Genomic DNA, 23,868 nt, shown 5'->3' with positions numbered 1-23,868 from the left:
ACAGTTTTAAAAAGTATTTATTAAACGATCAATCCTATTAAATGAGCTAAAAACAAGCCTAATTGATGAGAAAAGCAGCTATTAAGCGACTAAAGTAAAATTTAAGTTCCCTTGGCCCTATTTTTGCTTTTTAATAGCAGTTATAACGAATACAGTAGTAAAAAATAATAAAAAAGCTTGGACGCGCAATCGACTCATGGAATGAAATTATAAATTAAGCATTGATGCGTACTTAGTTGGTATTAAATAATGATGTTCCATGATTCCATGGCTATTGCTCAAGAGAAAATGACTCAAGTGTGTATGTTCTTAGAACGCTATGCACTGCCGCCAACGCCCCTGAACTTTCAAGTTGTTTACACCTACGTTAGCCAAGCAAATTTAAAATTAAATAAAACATTAGATCGCGCTATTTCTACCGATGAAAACATTGATGGCGTATTAATAGAGCAACTTTACTTTGAATTTTTAAATGTCGGACACAATACGCAAGTGTCGATGATTCAAAACGTAGACGGCGTTATTACTTCATTGTCTAACAATGCGCAAAATACAGAAAAACAAATCAGTCGCTTTGCAGATCAAGTGAGTGAATGTGTTCATTCGCTTGACGAAAACAATATAGAACAAAGCCGCCAAGCACTTAACAAACTTGATAAGCAAACTGCTGAGTTACTCGCTCAACATAAAAAGTTTAAGCAAGAGCTAACGAGAGCAAAAAAACTACACGAAAGAACACAAAAACAACTTTCTCAACTTCGTAAGCAACACATTATAGATAGTCAAACCGGCTTATTTAAACGCCATTACTTAACCCAACAAACTGAACTATGGGCGACTCAAGACAAGTCTATTTGTGCCATTGCCATTCAAATCGATAATTTAGCGCATTTTGTTGATAACTTTGGCGATATTATTGGTGAAGTGATTTTAAATAAAGTGGCTAAACAAGTTCAAAAGTATGTAATGCAAAGTGGTTTACCGGGGCGTACCGCTAAAGATCAGTTCACTGTTTTATTAGCTGATATTGACCCTGAAACAGCGATTCTCATTGCTGAAAAAGTTCGTAAAGGTGTAGAAAAACTGCGTTTTGTAAGCTCAAAAAGTGGCGCAAAACTGCCCAGCATTAACTTATCGCTGGGAATCGCTCAGCATCAGCAAAAAGAAGACTTTAACCAATTGGCTAAAAAGGCATCCCATGCGGCATTTAAAGCCCGCTCTCTTGGCCAAAGTAGTTTTACCGCCGGCCAATAAAACACCTGATAAATCATATTCAAATTGCACCTTCGGTGCACAATAAAGTACACTAGTGCTTATTGCCACGATAGAGATTAATCATGAACGAGACCCCAGAAAAGACCACGCACTTTGGCTACAAAACCGTTGCTGAAAACGAAAAAGCATCAATGGTTGCAGATGTATTTCACTCTGTTGCGGCTAAGTACGATGTAATGAATGATTTAATGTCTTTTGGTGTCCACCGTTTATGGAAACGTCAAACTATAGCCAGTTCAGGCGTGCGTAAAGGCCATCATGTTCTTGACTTAGCCGGTGGTACAGGCGATTTAACTGCAAAATTTAGTCAACTGGTCGGTGAAACTGGCCAAGTGGTTTTGGGCGATATTAACTCATCTATGCTCAAAGTAGGTCGTGAAAAGCTTCATAATTTAGGCCTTGTAGGCAATATTGACTACGTACAAATGAATGCTGAAATGCTGCCATTTCCAGATAACAGCTTTGATGTGATCACCATTGCCTTCGGTTTACGTAATGTAACCGACAAAGACAAGGCGCTGCGCTCAATGTATCGCATACTAAAGCCAGGTGGTCGTTTGTTAGTATTAGAGTTTTCTAAGCCAAAACACGAAGCACTTAGCAAAGCGTATGATTTTTACTCGTTCAATTTACTGCCAACAATGGGCAAGCTAGTTGCTAACGACAGTGAGTCTTATCAATATTTAGCAGAGTCAATTCGTATGCACCCAGACCAAGATACGCTTAAAGCAATGATGGATGAAGCTGGGTTTGAACAAACAACGTATCAAAACCTAACTGGCGGAATTGTTGCCCTTCACCGTGGTTTTAAATATTAAGGCACAGAGTCATGGCGCTTGATCAAGCATCTGAAAAAAACAGTGATAATACAGATACATCGACCTTTTTGATGCTACCTAACTTTGTACTTTCGCTTGTTGAGCGCATTTTAAATCAAGCACTTAAACTCGACCCTAACGTTGCCCAAAAGCTAAACACGGTAAAACAACAGCGTTTACTTGTTGAAGTTAGAGACTGGCAACAAACCATACAGGTTGTTTTTGCTGACGAAAAATTACACCTTTATGCCGCTGACAACAGCGATTATAGCGATTGCATGATCAGCGCCGATATAGACACGCTTGTTGCCCTTAAAAACCCAGCCATGCTTACACAGCTAATTCGTCAAGATAAACTCGATTTACAAGGCGACTTGAATATAGCGCAAGCATATAGCGGTGCATTTTCAGGGTTAGACATAGATTGGCCCGAACAGTTATCAAGTTATATTGGCGATGCACCAGCTCAACAACTCTATTTGCATTTTATGTCGATAAAGCGCCATGGTAGCAAAATTAACGCGCAACTAAGCACCACGTTAACAAGCTTATTTCAAGACGAGCTAGCTGTTACAATTCACCCTTTAGAACTTGCACAATTTAAACAACAAAACCGAGAGCTAAAAGGCCAAGTTGCCGCCATAGAGCAGCGTATAAACACTTTATTAAGCGCCAAAACACGCTAAGGACTTTTTGTGTCTTCTTCACGATTGTATTACATCACTAAAACATTACTTAGCTATGGTTTAGACGAATTAGTGCCTAAAAGTAAAACACCTTGGTTTGCAAAAATTGCCAGGGGGTGTTTATTTTGGCTACGAAATCAGCATAAAGAAAAACCTGCAGGACTGCGCTTACGTTTAGCATTACAAGAGCTAGGACCTGTATGGATTAAATTTGGCCAAATGCTGTCAACACGTCGCGATCTACTTCCTCACGATATCGCGCAAGAGCTTGCCTTTTTGCAAGACCAAGTTCAGCCTTTTGAAGGTGAGTTGGCACAACAAATTATAGAAAATGCACTCGAGATTAATGACATTAGCGAGCTGTTTAGTGAATTTTCACAAACACCATTGGCATCTGCATCAATAGCGCAAGTGCATACTGCAACACTAGTTGACAACGATAATATTGAGCAAGATGTTGTTATTAAAGTAATTCGCCCAAATATCCATGAACAAATAAATGCAGACTTAGCATTAATGGAAAAGCTTGCTCAGGTACTTGCTAATGTTCATAACGAATCAAAACGTTTGCGCCCTGTTGAAGTAGTAAAAGAGTATAAAAAAACACTGCTTGATGAATTAGACCTAATGCGTGAAGGTGCCAATGGCATTCAATTAAAACGTAATTTTGATGATTCAGATGCGCTCTATATCCCTACTGTTTACAGTGATTACAGCCGAAGCAACGTGTTAGTGATGGAGCGTATTTACGGTATACCCGTGTCAGATACCGAGTCGTTAATAGCGCAAAATACTAATATGAAATTGCTTGCAGAACGTGGTGTAGAAGTGTTTTTTACACAAGTATTCAGAGATAGTTTTTTTCATGCAGACATGCATCCCGGTAATATTTTTGTATCTCGCGAGCATCCCGAAAATCCTAAATATATTGGTATTGATTGCGGTATTGTTGGTACCTTGAGCAAAGAAGATAAGCGCTATTTAGCAGAAAACTTTATCGCCTTTTTTAATCGCGACTATCGCCAAGTAGCCCAACTGCATGTTGACTCTGGCTGGGTTCCTGAAGATACCAGTATCGAAGAGTTTGAATTTGCTATTCGCACTGTTTGCGAACCTATTTTTAATAAGCCACTTGCTGAAATATCATTTGGGCATGTACTGGTAAATTTATTTAACACCGCGCGTCGATTTAATATGCAGGTGCAACCACAATTGGTGCTACTTCAAAAAACATTACTCTATGTTGAAGGGCTGGGAAGACAGCTTTATCCTCAACTAGATTTATGGAAAACGGCTAAACCCTTCTTAGAGCAGTGGGTTAAAGAACAAGTAGGGCCGCTATCTGTCTTAAAACAAATGTATGCAAACCTACCATTCTGGGCTGAAAAAATGCCTGAGTTACCTGACTTGATTTATCAAAACTTAAAGCGCCCAGTGCGCACCCACGCAGTTGTAAAGCCAGCTTCTCATAAAGCGTTAGTGCTTAGCTTGTTGGGGAGTGCTACTTTGGTAGTGTCTGCACTGTGTTATTTGCAACATGATTTAATTGCTGCGGGCGTTACAGCAACCTGTTCCGCCGCGTGTTTTATTGCGGCATGGCGACACACATAAACAAAGTGCTATTTACGGTTTAGGGCGTATAATTAGTATTTAAAATATACATTTAATCATTTTATTATTTGGAGAGAACCATGGGATTGGGCGGCATTAGTATTTGGCAATTATTGATTGTTTTGGCAATCATTGTACTTCTTTTTGGTACTAAAAAATTACGCGGCATGGGGGGTGACTTAGGCGGTGCTGTTAAGGGGTTTAAAAAAGCAATGTCGGATGAAAAACCAACTGAAACAGACTCCCCTGAACAAATTCAAACGTCACAAAAAACGACGACTGATACTGAAAAAACAAAAGACACCGATAAGGCTTAATTAACATGGGCATGTGGGAGCTAGTTGTTGTTTTTATTGTAGGGCTTGTTGTATTAGGGCCTGAACGTTTACCCGTTGCAATAAGAACTGTTAGTCGCTGGATCAAAACTGTTAAATCTCTTGCTAACTCAGTTAAAGCTGAAGTGAGTGAAGAATTGCGCGTACACGAGCTCCACGAAAACCTAAAAAAAGCTGAGCAACAAAACCTACAAGATTTAAGCCCTGAATTACAAAGCTCATTAAGTGAGCTAAAACAGGCTGCAGAATCAGTGACTCACAGCTATAAAAAACAGCCACAAGAATCAGAACCTAACCAACAAATTGATGAAAAAAAGTGAATTTAATTTACCTTTCTATGGTCAACTTACTAAATGGTATAAATAAAAATGGTTGAGGAAGTAAAATCGGGGTTTGTAGCTCATTTAATAGAGCTGCGTGACAGGCTTATAAAATCACTGTTGAGTATTTTAGTTATTTTTATTGCAATAGTGTATTTTGCAAACGATATATACGCGTTTGTTGCACAGCCGTTAGTCTCTCATTTGCCAAGCACTGCAACCATGATTGCAACCGATGTCACTGCCCCCTTCTTTGCCCCATTTAAGCTGACTTTATTTGTTGCATTATTTGCGTCTATACCTTGGATATTACATCAAATTTGGGGGTTCATAGCGCCGGGATTATATCAGCATGAAAAGAAAATGCTGATGCCTATTCTTGCTTCCAGTATTTTACTATTTTATGGCGGTATCGCATTTTGCTATTTTGTAGTGCTACCCATTATTTTAGGCTTTTTTACCAATACGGGGCCTGAAATGATGACCCTAGCGCCAGATATAAGTAGTTATTTAGGGTTTGTATTAAAGCTGTTTTTTGCGTTTGGCGTCGCATTTGAAATTCCAGTTGCTATTATGCTTTTGTGCTGGAGTGGTGCAACGACAACAACGAGCTTAAAAGAAAAGCGCCCTTATATTGTGGTGGGTGTTTTTGTTGTGGCGATGTTTTTAACGCCGCCCGATGTTTTATCGCAGACATTATTAGCATTTCCGATGTTGCTTTTGTTTGAATTAGGTTTAATTTTAGCGAAGTTTTACACTGCTAAACCACGAGAAGAAGTTGAGGAATAAAATGAAAAAACAAATACTCTCACTACTGGTTATATTGAGCGCACCTGCATTTTCTGCGCAATCAGACATTAATACTCAAGCGCTAAAAGCGTGTAGCTTTATCGAAAATGACTTTAACCGTCTGTTGTGTTACGACAATACAATGGCGGGTAAACCACTTACACAATCAACAGTAACCCAAAAAGTTAAAGCGCCAACAACAGCCACCAATGTCCCTGTTGTTGCAGTTGAAGCGCCAAAGGATGACTTTGGTTTAGAGCACAAAAAAGACCAAGCAGAAAAAGACAGTGAAATAAAAGCAGCGGTTACATCTGTTGACAAAGCCCCCTATGGCGAGCTGATCATCACTTTGGATAACAACCAAAAATGGCGCCAAGTTGGTTCTGATAGCATGCGTTTGAAAAAGTCTGATGCTGTAACCATTACCCGCGGTGCATTTAACTCATTTTTATTACGAAAAGATGGTCAAAACCGTTCTATTCGCGTTAAACGAACTAAGTAATGCCTTACACACTGGTTGATGCTGGCGTTAACTTAGCAAACCATCAGTTTGATGGTGAGCATTCAGATATCATCTCCCGCGCTCAAAGCGCGGGTGTCGAAAAAATGCTGCTTATTGGTTGCGACATCTCATCAAGTGAGCAATCTTTAGCACTTGCTAAAAGCTTTCACTTGTTTTCAACCGCCGGTATTCACCCACATGATGCCAAAACAGCAACTGATTCATTAGAAGACCAATTAACACTGCTTGCCACTCAACCTCAGGTTGTTGCTATTGGTGAATGCGGGCTTGATTATAACCGTGATTTTTCGCCTCGAAATGTTCAACGTAGCGTATTGAGACGCCAACTTGCACTAGCCGAAAAGTTAAATTTACCGGTTTATTTGCATGAGCGCGATGCGAGTGATGACATGATCAATATTCTTACAGAGTTCAATGTTCGCGGTGTGCTTCACTGCTTTACAGGAGATGAAAGCGCACTCAAAAGTTATTTAGCATTAGGCCTATACATTGGTATCACAGGGTGGGTTTGTGATGAAAGACGCGGACAAGCATTGCAAGCTTTAGCCCCAAGCATTCCCTTAAACCGCTTACTTATAGAAACTGATGCGCCTTTTTTAATTCCACGCACAGTTAAACCAAAGCCTAAGTCGCGAAGAAATGAGCCAGCACTATTAACGCATGTCTGCCAAACACTTGCTGAGCTATATCAAATAGATGCCAAGAGTGTGGCTAAGCAAACAACAGATAACTTTTATACTGTTTTTGGTTTAGAAGCCCGTTAATGAACAGTTTAAAGGCTGCTATTTGCCTACTTATAGTGCTTTTCACTTTTAAAAGCTTTGCGTCTACCGTAGTAATAAATTCAGATTTTTCATCCCATATCGTTACAAATCTTACTTATTCTTTTGAGCCTTCATCGATAGAAACAGCTTTACAACTTGAGCCTAATAAATGGCATTCGGTTAACACCAAATTGTTAAATTTTGGCCTAGAAAGCCGCCCTGTTTGGGTTACGTTTGAAATAAATAACACGTTCAATAGTCGCTTTAGTCCATTAATTTTAATAGACAATCCATTTTTAAATGAAGTTCAGCTGTTTCACTTGAGAAATGCACAAATACTGTCAGAAATGCGGCTAGGTGATTCATTCTCACTTGACGAACGTACTATAAAGAGTGAGTTTTTGTTAACTAAATTAACGCTTCCAGCAAGCTCCTCCACTCGGGTTATTCTCAAAGTTAGTAACCCATCAGGTTTACGTATCCCTATCAGTTTATGGCAACAAGATGTTTATTTAACTCAAAAAGAGGGTTTTAACTTAGTTTATGGATTAATGGTCGGCTTTTTAGCAGCATTGGCATTAAGCTGTATATTTTTGTATGGATTTACTCGAAAGCGCTATTTTGCACTAGCGGGAGCGATCACTTTCACGCTAGGGCTTTTTCTAGCGTACCTTGGCGGCTTTGGATTTCGTTACTTGCACCCAAATATTCCCACAATCCAACAAGTAATAATGCCAATATTACTTATTTTAATCGCGCTGTTGTTTTTCCCTCTTCAACAACAAATGTGCAAGCCTCACGCTCAAAAAATTATACGTGTGCAAAAGTTAATAACAAAATTGCTTGCTGTCTCTCTATTATTTATTTGGCTACTTCCTAACTGGTTGGTCACTGCATATTGCCTAATATTAACCCCTCTTGTTTTAAGTATGTACTTTTTAACAACCTACTTATCTACTCGCTCCCACCCTTCAAAATCTATAAATGCATTATTACTAGCTTTAGGCTTTTTTAATGCAGTAACGGTTTATTTTATTATAACCGTCATGGGATGGTACACCTTTGAAACTATGGGGCTGGTCATTGTATCGGTGTTCTTTTTTAGTTGTACATTTTGCTTGTGTTATGCAGTTATGAAGCAATTTATAACTGAACGAGATGAGCAGATAATCGAACAACAAACTGTGATTGCAGAAAGTACGGCTCAAGATACACTGTTAAAAGAGCGACTCGCACTTCAAGAAGAAGCTCAGTACGAGCTTGAATCACAAGTAGACGAGCGCACTTTTGAACTACAAGTAACACTTAGAGAACTTGAAGAAAAAAACAGAGAGCTTGAACAGCTAAATACAGAAGATGCGCTAACAGGCGCTAAAAACCGCCGCTTTTTTGATAAGAAACTGGTAATGGAACTTCGTCGTTCACGAAGAGAACAAACACCGCTAAGTATTATTATGATTGATATCGATCACTTTAAAACAATTAACGATACCTACGGACACTTAAGCGGTGATAACGTTATAAAAGCAACTGCTGATATTATTAAACGCTTTTTGAAACGACCGCTGGATGAGGTCGCTCGCTATGGCGGTGAGGAGTTTGTAATTTTACTCCCTAACACTGCAAACCAAGGCGCCTTTGATATAGCAGAACAAATACGACTAGATATATACCAAAACCCAGTCATTGTTGCAGGTGCTGAGATTAAATTTACGATTAGTGCCGGTGTCTATACATTTATCGCTGATGATATAAATACCCCTGAGTTATTCACTGAATGCGCAGATAAAGCACTTTATAGCGCTAAGCAACAAGGTCGTAACCAAGTTGTTAATTTTGAAACTATACAATAGGAGCATAGTAATATGGCCCAATCTGGACTAGACCTTTTCCCATATACTCGTATGCGCAGAATGCGCCGCGATGACTTTTCTCGTCGTCTAATGGCCGAAAACCACCTTAGCGTAAATGACCTTATTTACCCTGTTTTTGTACTAGAAGGTAAAAATCGCCGAGAAATCATCGAATCAATGCCTGGAATTGAACGTTTATCGATTGATCTTTTGCTTGAAGAAGCAAAAGATCTTGTAAATTTAGGTGTACCTGCCGTCGCTATTTTTCCGGTAACCCCTGGTGACAAAAAGTCCCTGATGGCTGAAGAAGCCTACAGTGAAGATGGCTTAGCACAACGTACTGTACGCGCTTTAAAAGAAGCTTTTCCTGAGCTTGGGGTTATTACCGATGTAGCCCTTGACCCATTTACTACTCATGGTCAAGACGGCATTATTGATGATAAAGGTTATGTAATTAATGACATAACCACTGAAATTCTTGTTAAGCAGGCGCTTTCGCACGCCGAGGCAGGCGCAGATGTAGTTGCGCCATCTGACATGATGGATGGTCGTATTGGCGCTATTCGCGAAGCACTTGAAGCAGATGGCCATATTCATACACGTATTATGGCTTACTCAGCTAAATATGCTTCTAGCTACTACGGGCCTTTTAGAGATGCTGTAGGCTCTGCAGGTAACTTAAAAGGAGCCGATAAGAAAACCTATCAAATGGATCCTGCCAACTCAGATGAAGCAATTAGAGAAGTCGCGCTTGATTTACAAGAAGGTGCCGACATGGTGATGGTTAAACCCGGTATGCCCTACCTTGATATTGTCCGCCGCGTTAAAGACGAATTTGGTGTACCTACTTTCGCATATCAGGTTAGTGGAGAATACGCAATGCACAAAGCAGCGATTGATAACGGTTGGCTGAGCGAAGAAGCCACAATTATGGAGTCTTTACTCGCTTTTAAGCGCGCAGGGGCTGATGGCATATTAACCTATTTCGCTAAGCAAGCCGCGCAATACCTCACTAAAAAGTAAGTAATTGATAAAAAGGCGGTAAAACCGCCTTTTCGTTTACATTCATTAACATAATTGTATTATTTTTGTCATTTAGATTCTCTAAACTGGTGTCCCATTTTGGGATTTAAATACACGGGAATAATAAAAAATGTTAAAAACAAAAATAACGCCACTGGCGCTTGTACTAGCAGGTCTTAGTGCACCAGCGTCCGCTGATCTAATCATTTCTGAATATATTGAAGGTAGCAGTAATAATAAAGCCATTGAACTTTATAATAATGCTGATACCGAGATTTCTCTTGAAGGCTATGTTTTAGGACTTTATTCAAATGGTAGCAGTTCAGTTGGTAACTCGATTGATTTAACAGGTACATTAGCCGCTAATACTACCTACATAATTTCAAATCCGGGTGCAACAGCCGACATACTGGACATTGCAGATACAACTAGCACTGTGACTTACTACAACGGTGATGATGCCCTTGTTTTAACTAAAGACGGCGTGATTGTTGATAGCTTTGGCCAAGTGGGGGTTGATCCTGGGTCATTTTGGTCCGATGCTACGGCACAAACACAAAACAAAACGTTACGCCGTAAGCTAAGCATAACGTCAGGTCGCACCGATTCAACTGCTGAGTTTTTACCAAGTGAAGAGTGGGAACAGTTTGATATTGATACCTTTGACGGTCTCGGTTCTCATGCGGGTAATGGTGGCGGAACAGAACCTGAACCAGATCCAATTGATCCAATCGTATGTGCTGCAGACAAAACGCTAATTAGTGCTATTCAAGGCGAAGGAAACGAAAGCCCACTAGTTGACACACTAGTAGAACTAGAGGGTATTGTTACTGCCGACTTCCAAGGTGATGATGAACTTAAAGGTTTCTTTGTAACCTCTCTTGCCGCTGATGAAGATACAAACCCACTAACTTCTGAAGGTGTATTTGTTTACTTTGCAGATACAGATGTAAACGTTGGCGATCACGTACGTGTTCAAGGTACAGTTGATGAATACTTCGATTCAACGCAAATATCTGATGTTGTTCAAGTTGCGGTATGTGCAACGGGTCAATCAGTAAATGCCACTAAAATTTCTTTACCTTTAGCAAGCCAAGATGATTTAGAAGCCTTTGAAGGAATGCTGGTTACTTTAGACCAAGAGTTAGTTGTAACAAATAACTTTGGTTTAGGCCGTTACGGTGAAGTTGAGCTTGCAACAGAACGTTTATACCAAGGCACACAAGTTGCTATGCCTGGCGATGCAGCTAACGCAGTTGAAGTAGAAAACTTAACTAAAAAAATCTTAGTTGATGACGGTTCAACTGTTCAAAACTCAGATCCTACTGCTTACCCAACCCCAGGTTTATCAGCAGAAAACACATTACGTACAGGCGATAGTGTGAACAGCGTAACAGGCGCATTAGCGTATAGCTTCAGCACATACCGTATTCACCCAACAGTTGCACCGCAATTTATTGCAACTAACCCACGTGAAGACGCACCGGAACTAAATCCTGAAGCAGACCTGCGAGTTGCAAGCTTTAACGTTTTAAACTACTTCAACGGTGACGGCCAAGGTGCTGGTTTCCCAACTAGCCGCGGTGCTGACTCACTTGAAGAGTTGGTTCGCCAAGAAGCTAAGTTAGTAAGTGCAATTAGCGCAATGCAAGCTGACGTTGTTGGTTTAATGGAAATTGAAAACGATGGCTTTGGTGAGTTTAGTGCAATTGCAAATTTAGTAAACGCACTAAATGATGCTGACAGTGCTAACGAATATGCTTTTGTAGACTTTAACGTTAACCAAGTTGGTACTGATGCAATTACGACAGCACTTATTTACCGCGCAAACAAAGTTGAAGAAGTAGGGTCTGCTGCTATTACTACCGCAGCACCATTTGATTTCAGCAACCGTACACCTATCGCACAAAGCTTTAAATCGTTAGAGTCGCAAGAAGTATTTACTGTTGCTGTAGCGCACTTAAAATCAAAAGGCGGTTGTGGTAGTGCAAGTGGCGCTAATGAAGATCAAAACGATGGTCAAGCATGTTGGAATGAAATCCGTACAGAAGGTGCAAGCGCATTTGCTGATTGGTTAGACAGCAAACCAACAGGTGTAGACGACGAAGATATTATCTTAGTGGGTGATATGAACGCCTACGCGATGGAAGATCCAATTCGCAAATTTGACGAAAAAGGCTACAAAAATGTTGTTGCTGAGCTTGATGGTAATACATTAGCTTACTCTTACAGCTTCTCAGGCCGCGCTGGTAGCCTTGACCATGCTGTGGCGACTGAGTCTTTACTTAGTAAAGTAGTGGCTGCTAAAGATTGGCACATTAATGCCGATGAGCCTATCGTACTTGATTACAATGTAGAGTTTAAGAGCGAAGGGCATCAGTCTACTCTTTACTCAGAAAGTGCATACCGCGCGTCTGATCATGACCCTGTGATTGTTGATATCAAATCTGAAGTTGTGCTTACACCAGAAGAACAGACTCCTGTGGTTGCCCCAGATCAAGTATTCTCTATTGATGAAAACAGCGCTGTAGGTACTGTTATTGGCATGCTTGATTACTCAGATCCTAACCCTGAAGATTCACCTGTTGTTAAATTTATCGTGTCTGAAAACGATAGTGTGTCAATTAATGATCAAGGTCAGCTAATTGTTGCTGGTGAAATTGATTATGAATTTGAAAACCGCATTACGTTTACTGTACAAGTTGAAGATAGCGTTGGTAATGTATCAAAAGCTGAAAAAGTTGCTGTGAAGGTAAATAACTTGCGTTCAGATGATGATAACGATGCTGGCTCATTGCTTTGGTTATCTCTTCTTTTAGCACCACTTTCTATAGTGCGTCGCTTTAAAAAGAAATAATTAGCTTAAAGTAAGAAATAAAAAGCCGCATTCGCGGCTTTTTTTATTCCTCTGTAAAAATAATTCAGACAAGCTTCAGCTATCCCCCCTTAATATCTTTTGCGTTAGGTAGTTCATTTTTTATTAAATGTAACTTTACAAACCTCGTAACTTCAGTACTTAACATCAAATTCATAGATTAATTTAGGCTTACCCATTAAGTAAAAAAATCACTTTTAAATGTGACCTAGCCGTTTTCATAAAGGAAGAAAAAATGAAGCAACTTATCAAATTAACAACAAGATGGCAGTCTCATACTAAATCGATTTTGGGTTTATTTATTGCACTTTCAACATTTGCAGTTAGTAACCAAGCATTAGCAAGTACCACCAAAGCCTCTATTTCACAAAGTAGTTTATTTGATGTTATCAGCGCACGTGCAAAAAAATTAGCCAGTGAAGACTATAAGGCGCCAAACAATATTGAACTTGATGCACTAAATAACATTAATTATCAGGATTACCGCTCCATTCGTTTTAAGCAAGATCAAGCTGTTTGGAAAGATGATGGTTTGTATGAATTACAGCTATTTCATCCTGGTTTTTTATACAAAACACCGGTGACAATAAATACTGTTGATAGCGACTCAAAACACAGCAGACTTCCCTTTAATACTGACTTTTATAATTACGATGGAACGGCTGCACCGCTAAAAGATGAGTTAACTAAAAGCACAACCAATACACAGCTTGGCCATGCAGGTTTTAGGCTTCACTACCCTTTAAATACTAATACTTATAAAGATGAGATTATGGTGTTTCAAGGTGCTTCTTATTTTCGTGTTGTAGGTCCAAACCAAGTTTATGGCCTTTCAGCTCGCGGATTAGCAATTGATACAGCGCTTGCATCTGGCGAAGAGTTCCCTATGTTTAAAGAGTTTTGGCTAGTAAAGCCAACAGCAGAACAAACTAGCATTGTACTGTTTGCATTACTTGATAGCCCATCAGTATCTGGCGCTTATAAATTTAATATTGACCCTACTACCAACACAACCGTTAAAATAGACATGCAAATATTTGCCCGTAAAGACGTGAAAAAGTTAGGCATCGCACCACTAACGAGCATGTTTTATCATGGTGAAAATAGCACAAAATTTTTTGATGATTATCGTCCTGAGGTGCATGACTCTGATGGTTTGTTAACTCAATCACAGGATGACAAGTGGGTATGGCGCCCACTGAATAATCCATCGCAACTGAGTGTTACGTCATTTGCGTACGAAAACCCTAAAGGTTTTGGGCTTGCGCAACGCGACCGTGACTTTAATAACTATTTTGATATAGAAGCACATTACCATGATCGCCCAAGCCTGTGGATTGAACCTCAGGGTGAATGGAGCAATGGCCGTGTTGAGCTAGTAGAAATTCCAACAGATACCGAAACAAACGACAACATTGTTAGCTACTGGGTACCAGAAACCCCCTTCAAAGCAGGTGATTCATTAAAACTTAGCTACAAAATGAGTACGTTTAATAGCAGTTTAAACAAACATGAAAAAGCACATGTAGTTCGTACTCGTATCGGCAGCGCGGCATTGCCCGGTGAAGATAACCCGCCACCACAAAGTCATCGTCAATTCACTGTTGATTTTTCAGGCCCTGCTCTAAATGCTCTCTCTGAACAACTTAAGTTAAATGCAGATATTCAGCTAACTACGGGTGAAGTAAGTGATGTATCCGTTCAAAAGCTGCCTGAAGGGTACGGCTGGCGTGTTGCTTTTAAAATTGCACCACAAGACGACAAACCCGTCGATATGCGCTTATCGTTAAAACTACGTGACAAAGAGATTAGTGAGGTATGGAGCTATGTTTGGTATCCAAATGACATCAAGTAAGCAAAAAAAGGGAACGACAATGCCATTTAAAACAGCTCGTGTATGGCTTTTTGCAATTGCCGCTATATTCATATCAGGCTATGGCATATCAATCATGTTCGACATACTTAACTCAAACGGCATGACGTTGCTTGAGTATGCACTGCTTGTCTTATTTTCTATTACATTTGCATGGATAGTGACGGCATTTTGTAGTGGCACAATAGGGTTTGTATTACAGCTATTTCGTATCGATCCACTTACCTTAAAGCGCATAAAACCAATCGCGATTCATGCCCAAGCTATTGCTAAGCAAAAAACAGCGGTTGTAATGCCTATTTACAACGAAGACACCCACCGTGTGATTGCTGGCTTTGAAGTAAGTCTTGCGTCGCTTAAGGAGACCGGACAGCTCGAACACTTTGATTTTTACTTACTAAGCGATACACAAGACCCGCAGATAGCCGAGAATGAACTCAATGCATGGCACGCACTGTGCGAACGCTTAGGAGATACTGCCAAACATATTTTTTATCGCCGCCGTGAAGACAATAAACACCGCAAAGTAGGCAACCTAACGGATTTTTGTGAACGCTGGGGTAGTAAATACGATCATATGATTGTACTCGATGCAGACAGTATAATGACTGGCAAGTGTATGCTTGAGCTAACAACTAGCATGCTAAATAACCCACAAGCAGGTCTTATTCAGACAATCCCTATTCCGGTTCGCCAAGATACTTTTTTTGGTCGCTTTTTACAATTCGCATCGGTACTCTACAGCCCTATGCTAGCTACTGGCTCTGCTTTTTGGCAAACCGATCAAGCTAACTACTGGGGACATAACGCAATCATAAGGGTCGATGCCTTTATTAAATGTTGTGGTTTGCCAACATTAAAAGGGAATGCGCCCTTTGGTGGTGAAATTCTCAGCCACGACTTTGTTGAAGCTTCTTTACTTCACTCAGCAGATTGGGATGTATTGTTGTTATCTGAAATTGAAGGTAGCTATGAAGAAGTTCCAAGCAATATATTAGACTACGCAATTCGTGATAGGCGCTGGGTACAAGGCAATATTCAACACCTTGGTTTATTGTTATCAAATAAATTAAAGCTTATGAGTAAGTTTCATTTTTTACTGGGTGCTACAGCATATATATCGTCGCTTATTTGGCTATCAATGCTCGCATTAAGTACTATTGATGCCGTTACCCGCGCATTAAACAGTGATGTCTATTTTAATCGTGCTTATCAGTTATTCCCTACATGGCAAATAGCTAAAACAGATTTAATTGACTCATTACTTTATTTAACCATTATTATTTTATTAATGCCTAAGTTAATGGGGGTCATTGTTACCATAGTTCACAGAAATAAGCGTTTTGGTGGATCAATTAAACTCATAGCTGGTTCAGTTATTGAAACTTTATTTGCCGTTATTGTGGCACCACTAATGATGGTTTTTCATGCTTACTTTGTAGTATGTGTATTTTTAGGTAAAAAAGTAACGTGGGATGCTCAACCGCGAGAAGGCCGTATGGTGTCGTGGAAAGAAGCCTTTGGCTATACACTATTTTCAACCGTAGTTGCAGTTGTTTGGGGCGGGGTTGCTTATTACTTTACCCCTGTATTTTTCTGGTGGTTATCACCTATTTTACTAGGGCTGATACTTGCAGCTCCCATTGTTCGTTACTCGAGTAGTATTAAGTTTGGTGTAGCGCTCAGAAAACTAGGTATATTTATATGCCCTAGTGAAGTCGATAACAGCAAAACACTCGCTGCACTTAAAGTACATTTACAAACAGTATCAGTACCAAGCAAAGGGCAATACCCTGAAGCTTTGCCAGCACTACCTGCAGAGCAATTAACAACAATGCCAGTACAACGCTTTCATCGTGTTCGTAAGCTAAAAATCAAAACCCTCAAAGCAAAGTTAATTAGAAAGTTTAATTAACCGTACCATCACACTAAAAAGGAGCACTTAGTGCTCCTTTTTATGTTTAAAATATATGCTATCTATAGATTAAACAGAAGCTAGAAAATTTTTAACCAATAAAAAACCCGCAACATGTGCGGGTTTTTTTAGAGTTTAAAAGGCTAATTACTTAGCAGCTTTTTTCTCTTTCTCTGCAGCGATTACCGTTTCAGATACGTTAGCTGGACAAGGTGCGTAGTGTGAGAACTCCATAGAGAACTGACCACGACCTGATGTCATAGTACGTAGTGAACCGATGTAACCAAACATTTCTGATAACGGAACGTCAGCTTTAATGCGAACGCCAGTTAAACCAGCTTCTTGGTCGCTTAGCATACCACGACGACGGTTAAGGTCACCGATTACGTCACCAACGTGATCTTCTGGAGTGAACACGTCAACTTTCATGATTGGCTCAAGAAGTTGTGCGCCCGCTTTAGGGATCGATTGACGGAAAGCGCCTTTAGCAGCGATTTCGAATGCAATTGCAGATGAATCCACGGCGTGGAAGCCACCGTCGAAAAGTTCTACTTCAACGTCAAGTACAGGGAAGCCAGCTAGCACACCCTCTTGCATCATTGATTTAAAGCCTTTCTCAACTGCAGGCCAGAATTCTTTAGGTACGTTACCACCAACAACTGATGATGTGAACGTGAAGCCTGAACCCACTTCGCCTGGCTTGATGCGGTAATCAATTTTACCGAACTGACCAGAACCACCAGATTGTTTCTTATGCGTGTAGCTATCTTCGATTTCACGAGTGATAGTTTCACGGTAAGCAACCTGTGGTTGACCAACAATAAGGTCTACACCGTAAGTACGCTTAAGGATATCTACTTTGATATCTAAGTGAAGCTCACCCATACCTTTAAGGATAGTTTCGCCTGAATCTTCATCAGTCTCAACTTGGAAAGATGGATCTTCTGCAACCATTTTACCGATAGCAACACCCATTTTCTCATTACCGCCTTTATCTTTAGGCTGTACAGCAATCGAGATTACTGGAGTTGGGAATACCATTGGTTCAAGTGTTACTGGGTGCTTAGGATCACAAAGAGTGTGACCAGTTTGCACGTTCTTCATACCTACGATTGCAATGATGTCACCAGCTTGTGCGCTAGTTAACTCTTTACGCTCGTCAGCTTGCATTTCTACCATGCGGCCAACACGTTCTGTTTTACCAGTAAACGCATTAAGGATAGTGTCACCCTTGTTAAGCTTACCAGAGTAGATACGTACGAATGTTAATGCACCAAAGCGGTCATCCATGATTTTAAATGCAAGCGCTTTGAAAGGTTCGTCTGCAGAAACAATTGCAAACTCGCCGTTTTCATTACCTTCTTCGTCCATAAGAGGTTGAGGATCAACTTCTGTAGGAGCCGGTAAGTAATCAACAACAGCGTCAAGTACAAGTTGAACACCTTTGTTTTTAAATGCAGAACCACAGAATGTAGGGAAGAACGCAAGGTCACGAGTACCTTTACGGATACAACGTTTGATATCTTCAACAGAAGGTACTTCACCTTCCATGTACGCTTCCATTAGATCATCGTCTTGCTCTACAGCAGTTTCGATAAGCATTTCATGGTATTCTTCAGTTTTTTCTACCATGTCTGCAGGAACGTCTGTGATTTCGTAGTTTTCAGGAAGACCAGTGTCATCCCAAACGTATGCTTTTTTCTCTAATACGTCTACAACACCAACAAAATCATCTTCAATACCGATTGGTAAAGTCATGATTAATGGTACTGCACCAAGTACTTTACGTACTTGCTCAGTTACACGGTAAAAATCAGCACCCATACGGTCTAATTTATTTACGAAAATAATACGTGCAACTTCTGATTCGTTCGCGTAGCGCCAGTTAGTTTCTGATTGTGGCTCAACACCACCAGAACCACAGAATACACCAACACCGCCATCTAATACTTTAAGTGAACGGTAAACTTCAACTGTGAAGTCAACGTGTCCAGGAGTATCGATAACGTTGAAACGGTGATCTTTCCAGAAACAGCTTACTGCCGCAGACTGGATAGTAATACCGCGCTCAGCTTCTTGATCCATGAAATCGGTAGTAGATTCACCATCATGAACCTCACCTGTTTTGTGGATAGTACCTGTAAGCTTCAGGATACGCTCAGTAGTAGTGGTTTTACCCGCATCAACGTGCGCGAAAATACCAATGTTTCTGTACTTCGATAAATCTGCCATTATTTTACTCTTAATAAAGTCGATAAATTATTCGGCGGGAGTATAGCATTACTTAAAGCGAACATCACCATAGAAGTCGCTTAAAATGCAATCAATTCACTATATTTTTTTTACAAAGAGAATATATTAACGGTACAACACGCTGTTTATTATATAAACCAATAAAAACGTTAGGCTTTATTTCATAAACACTGCATTTTAAATAATGCTTTTTAATTTTGTATCGGTAACTTAAAAGGCCTTATTGATATCGAGCATATTGTTATGTTTAATAATTTTTACTGCAGCAGCGCCCTTTAAGGTATAAATAAATAGTCGTAAATTCTCCCATAAACACATTGAAGAAAGGTTTATTTAATTAAAGTTAAAGCAGGCGAGTATTTAAAAATAACGCATTACTAAAGCTCTTCACGATTCAATCTGTATGATAATATCGATTAAAAATAGGCCACTATATAAACCTATAAGTGGTATGCATTAATAACAAATAATAAGAATTAAAAATGAAACGGACTTTTCTTTACCCTATTTATTGGCTACTAACATGTGTTTTATTTCTATGTAATGCACCAGCTTATGCTACGCAATATAAAATAGATGCACCTGGTAATTGGGTCACCCTACATGACGTAAAACAGCCCCAAAAAAGTGATATGGCAAAAGTGCGCGATGGCACACTTTACCTATTACTCGACAATCAAACTTATGTTCCTGAACGTCAAAAGCAACAACGATACACACGCCTAGTAATGCAAGCACTTAATCAAAGTGGCGTTGACTATATAAGCCAGTTAAGCCTCGATTTTGACCCAAGCTATCAGACCCTAACATTGCACACACTCTCCATAATTAGAGATGGTAAGCACATAGATAAGCTTTCAACTGCAAGGTTATCTGTTATCCAGAGCGAGCCTGAATTAACTGATAAAATTTATAACGGAAGGCTTTCTTTAAATATCATTGTTGACGATATGCGAAGCGGAGATATGCTCGATTATAGCTACAGTGTTACCGGCAGTAATCCTATCTATGCCAATAAATTTAGTACTCGGCGCACACTAAGGTGGTCAGTGCCCGTAGTGCAACAGTATATGCGTGTTTTATGGGGTAAAAAAACACCTCTTAATATAAAAACCATAAATGGCACTGCCGAAACAAAACAGACTGAAAACCAATACGGTACGGACTACTCTATATCAGAGTTCGAAGCCCCTTTACTCACGCAAGACTCTGAAACACCCACCTGGTACAACCCATACATGCAAGTTTATCTCTCTGAATATAATAGTTGGGACGAAGTTGTTAATTGGGCATTACCACTTTATGAGTCAGCTATCGAAACACCCAGTAGTATTAACGCCATAGCGCAATCTATACAGGCACAGCATACCAATACATCCGATAGGATTGCCGCAGCATTACGCTTTAGCCAAGACGAAATACGCTATTTAGGTTTAGAAATGGGCACCAATTCTCATCAGCCAACACCTGCCTCAGAAACGCTATCTCTACGTTATGGTGACTGTAAAGATAAAACAACTCTACTCATTTCATTATTAAAAGCGATGAAAATAGAGGCATACCCTGCTCTTGTAGATACAGAAGAAACGAAGCGCTTAATAGAACTACCGGCCACAGCAAGCGTTTTTAACCACGTAATTGTAACTCTTGAACACAAGGGCAAACGCTATTGGCTGGATCCAACCATTAGTTATCAACGAGGGACACTTCCCTATTTAGCGCAGCCCGATTACGGATATGCACTTATTATAAAAAATGGTGAAAATACATTAACGCCTATGGCACAAATTCCTGTGCATAAAACGGTAACAGTAAACGATCAATTTTATATTCCTAAAACAGTAAAAGAACCGGTCTTATTTACTACCGAATATTCTTATGCCGAGTTTCAGGCTATTAATCGCAGAAGTAATTTAGCGCGCAACGGGCTAGACAGCGTTGCAAAATCATACCTTGAATACTACCAAGGTTTTTTTGACGAGCTCAAAATCGACAAACCTATGGCAGTAAGTGAGGACCAACAAACAGGTCAGTTTATCACTAGCGAGTCGTACCTTATTAGCCAATTTTGGGAAAAAACCAGTGACGGATATGAAGCTGATTTTTACGCCTCTGAAATACAAAACAGTGTTTACGAGCCAAAGCAAACTAATCGCACAGACCCACTTTATTTTGAATACCCCAATATAATCGACACCAGCATAAAACTTCATTTTACTGAAAAAAACTGGGCGTTTGACAATAGCCAAGACGAGATTGATAACGACTACTTTTATTTAAAAACATCCGTTAGCTTTAATGATAATATTTTAACGCTAAGCTATCACTTTTACGCAAAGAAAGACCATATTCCCGCTGATAAAATCAGCGACTACCTAGCGCAACGAAACAAACTTATTTCAGCCACGCACTACTCAATTTTAAAGTACGCAAACACAACTGAGGCGCCTCAAACAACGGCCGACATACTCGATAACCTTGGAGGTAACTGGCTTAAATACGCACTTGCCGGTTACCTTTTATTATTTATTTTCTTTATTGCAGACTGGCGACTCGAGTCGGCAAAGCGCCCTACTTTTGAAAATACCCCATTTTACGCTGTATCGGTCAGCAAGTTTATTATTTACAGCATTTTAAGCTTAGGTATTTATATTAACTATTGGTGCTACCGTAACTTTAAAGCTATAAAGCAGCACAGCAATGCCAATATAATGCCTATTGCTCGCGGTATTTTCGCCATTTTATGGTATTACCCCCTTTATCAAGCACTGAAGCAACACAGTGAATTGCAATCAAGTAAAAGTAAAATAATCCCAAGCTGGGGGGCTGCTGTTTTATTTTTATTAGTACTTGCAACCACATTGGTTTACCGCATGGAAGAATACGCCACTATCGCATTGCTGGTTATGCCTTTTCTATGGCTTCCATTAGTGAGTTACATAGAGCACGCAAACACCAACCAAAAAGCTTTGCATTACAATTCTTACTGGCGAGTCAGACAGTGCTTTATGTCTCTGGCGCTTTCGCCAATATTACTCTTCGGTGTACTTCAAGAAGCTAATATTTTACCTGGTAGCGCTATAATAAAAGGCGAAAAGTTATGGGCTTATCAAACTCACTTTTTAAAACGTAACCGCCTAACACCAGAAAATGAAGACGTTCTCTATTTTTATAGTGATGCCATGTTTGACTATCGAGACGATGGAAACGGAATAACTGATAATTATATTTTTAGCTACTATAAAAACGATGCTGGAAAGCTTGAGTCAGACCTTAGTCACTTTAATGACATTGATAAAATAGAAACCTCATACGGTAAAACTGAACTAGATAACACCACTATTAAAGTAATAAAAACAGATGGAAGTGATTTTTTACTTATTGTTAGCAGGTTTAATAAGCTCGATGAAGTGCTAGTTGATAAAATAAATTTACGCTTAAGTGAAAATAAAAAAGAGTAGTTATTTAACGCTAACATACCGATTTAAAAGAGAATAAAAAACGCGCACCAGGATAATGATAATTATTTGCATTTGAGTGTTGACAGATACTTAGATCTAATTGATAATCACTATCAACAAGGCAGAACATACAGCTTTGTAACGGAATGAATAACTTGTTTCTCGACCCTGAAACAACGTGTGGCGCACGTTAACAGCTATGGTTACTTGTTATTAACCGCAACGCCCCTTGATGTTGATGATAAGTAACCGCCCTACTATTTTACTTGCTACATTGCTCATATCGGTGACGGTAGATATGAAACTAAAAAAGCCCTTACGGGCTTTTTTTATGTCTGAAATTTAGTGAGCAACATACTCACATAAGCTCACAATTTAACGGCGGTTTTTTCGTGCGCGTGCACGGCGCTGTTTTTTCTCTTCTTCTTTAGCAGCTTTTTTAGCTTCTGCAGCGGCGCGTAATCCGGCAACCATTATTTCTTCTTCTTCACGCATAGCTGGTGTTTCCATGGTAATGCGACCAATAATGCCATCTCGAAGTTCGTTAATGAGTATTTCAGACATTTTATACGTGTCTATTTGATTACCACCACGGATACAACCACGCTTTTTACCCGCCATTTCCACAAATTCCCAATCGCTTTCTGGCAATTCGTTTAACTTATAGCGCGCTTTTAGTAGTTCAGGATAAGCATGCAGTAGATATTCAGCGGTGTAACTAGCAACTTCTTCGTACTCAAGAGCAGTGTCGCGTATTGCACCCGTTGCACCTAAACGATAACCTGAATTCTCGTTCTCTACTTTTGGCCAAAGCATGCCTGGCGTATCGTATAGCATAATGCCGTCTTCAAGCTTAATGCGCTGCTGCGCCTTGGTAACCGCAGGTTCATTACCCGTTTTTGCCACTATACGACCAGCTAATACATTAATTAATGTAGATTTACCCACGTTTGGAATACCCATGATCATGGCTTTTATTTGCTTATCGGCACCCACTTTATGTGGCACTAACTTTTTACAAAGCTCATTAATACGGTGTACTTCAGCGGCTTTATCATGACCAAACGCAATGGCTTTAACACCACTTTCTTGCTCAAAGTAGTCTCTCCATACTTGAGTCATTTTAGGATCGGCTAAATCAGCCTTATTTAAAATTTTGATGACCGGTTTGCCTTCACGAAGGGTTGTCACCATTGGATTTTCGCTACTATAAGGAATGCGTGCGTCAAGCACTTCAATGATCACATCCATTTGTGGCATTATTTCTTTAATTTCATTTCGGGCTTTATTCATGTGCCCAGGGAACCACTGTATTCCTACTCTACTCATTTGATTTATATGACCTTTAATTAAAGGCCGCAGCCTATGGGTACTAATGTGGGTACTAAAAGTAAAACTATGCTTTTGTACTTTTCGATATATATAAGCTTACTACATTGAAAGTAAATTAGCATTCACAACTACTTGCCCTACCCTTTATCTATAAAGCTTTAC

17 protein-coding genes are annotated in these 23,868 nt (G+C 39.7%); 15 read left to right on the top strand and 2 right to left on the bottom strand.

The genetic code is table 11. The annotated features are described in order from the left end of the window. The first annotated feature begins 267 nt into the window (after positions 1–267). From AC27JL_RS15835 to mdoH, 14 genes are all read left to right on the top strand, one after another. Positions 268–1,254, top strand: a complete 987-nt coding sequence (locus AC27JL_RS15835) for a GGDEF domain-containing protein (RefSeq protein ID WP_006793865.1) — start codon at positions 268–270, stop codon at positions 1,252–1,254. A gap of 83 nt (positions 1,255–1,337) precedes the next feature. Continuing rightward, positions 1,338–2,093, top strand: a complete 756-nt coding sequence (ubiE, locus tag AC27JL_RS15830; RefSeq protein WP_006793864.1) for a bifunctional demethylmenaquinone methyltransferase/2-methoxy-6-polyprenyl-1,4-benzoquinol methylase UbiE — start codon at positions 1,338–1,340, stop codon at positions 2,091–2,093. Positions 2,094–2,104: 11 nt separating this feature from the next. Then, positions 2,105–2,779, top strand: coding sequence for a ubiquinone biosynthesis accessory factor UbiJ (locus AC27JL_RS15825; protein WP_487196045.1), 675 nt, complete (start codon positions 2,105–2,107; stop codon positions 2,777–2,779). A gap of 9 nt (positions 2,780–2,788) precedes the next feature. Continuing rightward, entirely contained in the window at positions 2,789–4,390 is a 1,602-nt protein-coding gene (gene ubiB, locus AC27JL_RS15820) for a ubiquinone biosynthesis regulatory protein kinase UbiB (protein ID WP_487196044.1), read from the top strand. A gap of 80 nt (positions 4,391–4,470) precedes the next feature. After that, on the top strand, positions 4,471–4,707 hold the full coding sequence (tatA, locus tag AC27JL_RS15815) for a Sec-independent protein translocase subunit TatA (protein ID WP_008127151.1): 237 nt from the start codon (positions 4,471–4,473) through the stop codon (positions 4,705–4,707). Positions 4,708–4,712: 5 nt separating this feature from the next. Continuing rightward, positions 4,713–5,045, top strand: coding sequence for a Sec-independent protein translocase protein TatB (gene tatB, locus AC27JL_RS15810; protein WP_006793860.1), 333 nt, complete (start codon positions 4,713–4,715; stop codon positions 5,043–5,045). Between the two features lie 48 nt (positions 5,046–5,093). Continuing rightward, positions 5,094–5,834, top strand: coding sequence for a twin-arginine translocase subunit TatC (gene tatC / locus AC27JL_RS15805; protein ID WP_006793859.1), 741 nt, complete (start codon positions 5,094–5,096; stop codon positions 5,832–5,834). A 1-nt stretch (position 5,835) separates the two neighbouring features. Beyond that, positions 5,836–6,336: a hypothetical protein gene (locus tag AC27JL_RS15800; RefSeq protein WP_039038480.1), complete on the top strand. Its 501-nt coding sequence runs from the start codon at positions 5,836–5,838 to the stop codon at positions 6,334–6,336. Continuing rightward, positions 6,336–7,121, top strand: coding sequence for a TatD family hydrolase (locus tag AC27JL_RS15795; RefSeq protein ID WP_487196043.1), 786 nt, complete (start codon positions 6,336–6,338; stop codon positions 7,119–7,121). Before AC27JL_RS15800 ends, AC27JL_RS15795 begins: the two co-directional genes overlap by 1 nt. Next, positions 7,121–8,974, top strand: a complete 1,854-nt coding sequence (locus AC27JL_RS15790; protein WP_487196042.1) for a sensor domain-containing diguanylate cyclase — start codon at positions 7,121–7,123, stop codon at positions 8,972–8,974. Before AC27JL_RS15795 ends, AC27JL_RS15790 begins: the two co-directional genes overlap by 1 nt. A 12-nt stretch (positions 8,975–8,986) precedes the next feature. Then, positions 8,987–9,997, top strand: a complete 1,011-nt coding sequence (hemB, locus tag AC27JL_RS15785; protein WP_487196041.1) for a porphobilinogen synthase — start codon at positions 8,987–8,989, stop codon at positions 9,995–9,997. 130 nt (positions 9,998–10,127) lie between these two features. Next, entirely contained in the window at positions 10,128–12,854 is a 2,727-nt protein-coding gene (locus AC27JL_RS15780) for an ExeM/NucH family extracellular endonuclease (RefSeq protein ID WP_487196040.1), read from the top strand. Between the two features lie 253 nt (positions 12,855–13,107). After that, positions 13,108–14,727 carry an OpgD/OpgG family glucan biosynthesis protein gene (locus tag AC27JL_RS15775; protein WP_487196039.1) on the top strand — a complete coding sequence of 540 codons (1,620 nt, stop codon included), beginning with the start codon at positions 13,108–13,110 and terminating at the stop codon, positions 14,725–14,727. Beyond that, positions 14,699–16,660: a glucans biosynthesis glucosyltransferase MdoH gene (gene mdoH / locus AC27JL_RS15770; protein ID WP_487196038.1), complete on the top strand. Its 1,962-nt coding sequence runs from the start codon at positions 14,699–14,701 to the stop codon at positions 16,658–16,660. Before AC27JL_RS15775 ends, mdoH begins: the two co-directional genes overlap by 29 nt. A gap of 147 nt (positions 16,661–16,807) precedes the next feature. Here the strand turns inward: mdoH and fusA are convergent, their stop codons facing one another. After that, entirely contained in the window at positions 16,808–18,892 is a 2,085-nt protein-coding gene (gene fusA, locus AC27JL_RS15765) for an elongation factor G (protein ID WP_010558083.1), read from the bottom strand. 503 nt (positions 18,893–19,395) lie between these two features. Between fusA and AC27JL_RS15760 the strand changes: the two genes are divergently transcribed. After that, a complete protein-coding gene (locus AC27JL_RS15760) occupies positions 19,396–22,374 on the top strand; it encodes a DUF3857 domain-containing transglutaminase family protein (protein ID WP_487196037.1) in 2,979 nt (992 codons plus the stop codon). A gap of 375 nt (positions 22,375–22,749) precedes the next feature. Here AC27JL_RS15760 and ylqF read toward each other — a convergent pair whose 3' ends face one another. Next, positions 22,750–23,703, bottom strand: coding sequence for a ribosome biogenesis GTPase YlqF (gene ylqF / locus AC27JL_RS15755; RefSeq protein ID WP_487196036.1), 954 nt, complete (start codon positions 23,701–23,703; stop codon positions 22,750–22,752). Between the last annotated feature and the right edge of the window lie 165 nt (positions 23,704–23,868).

Source organism: Pseudoalteromonas sp. 4NS20-0020 (genome assembly GCF_057554385.1).
Note: the sequence above shows the minus strand (reverse complement) of the source record. Positions and strands in the feature narration are given on the sequence as shown.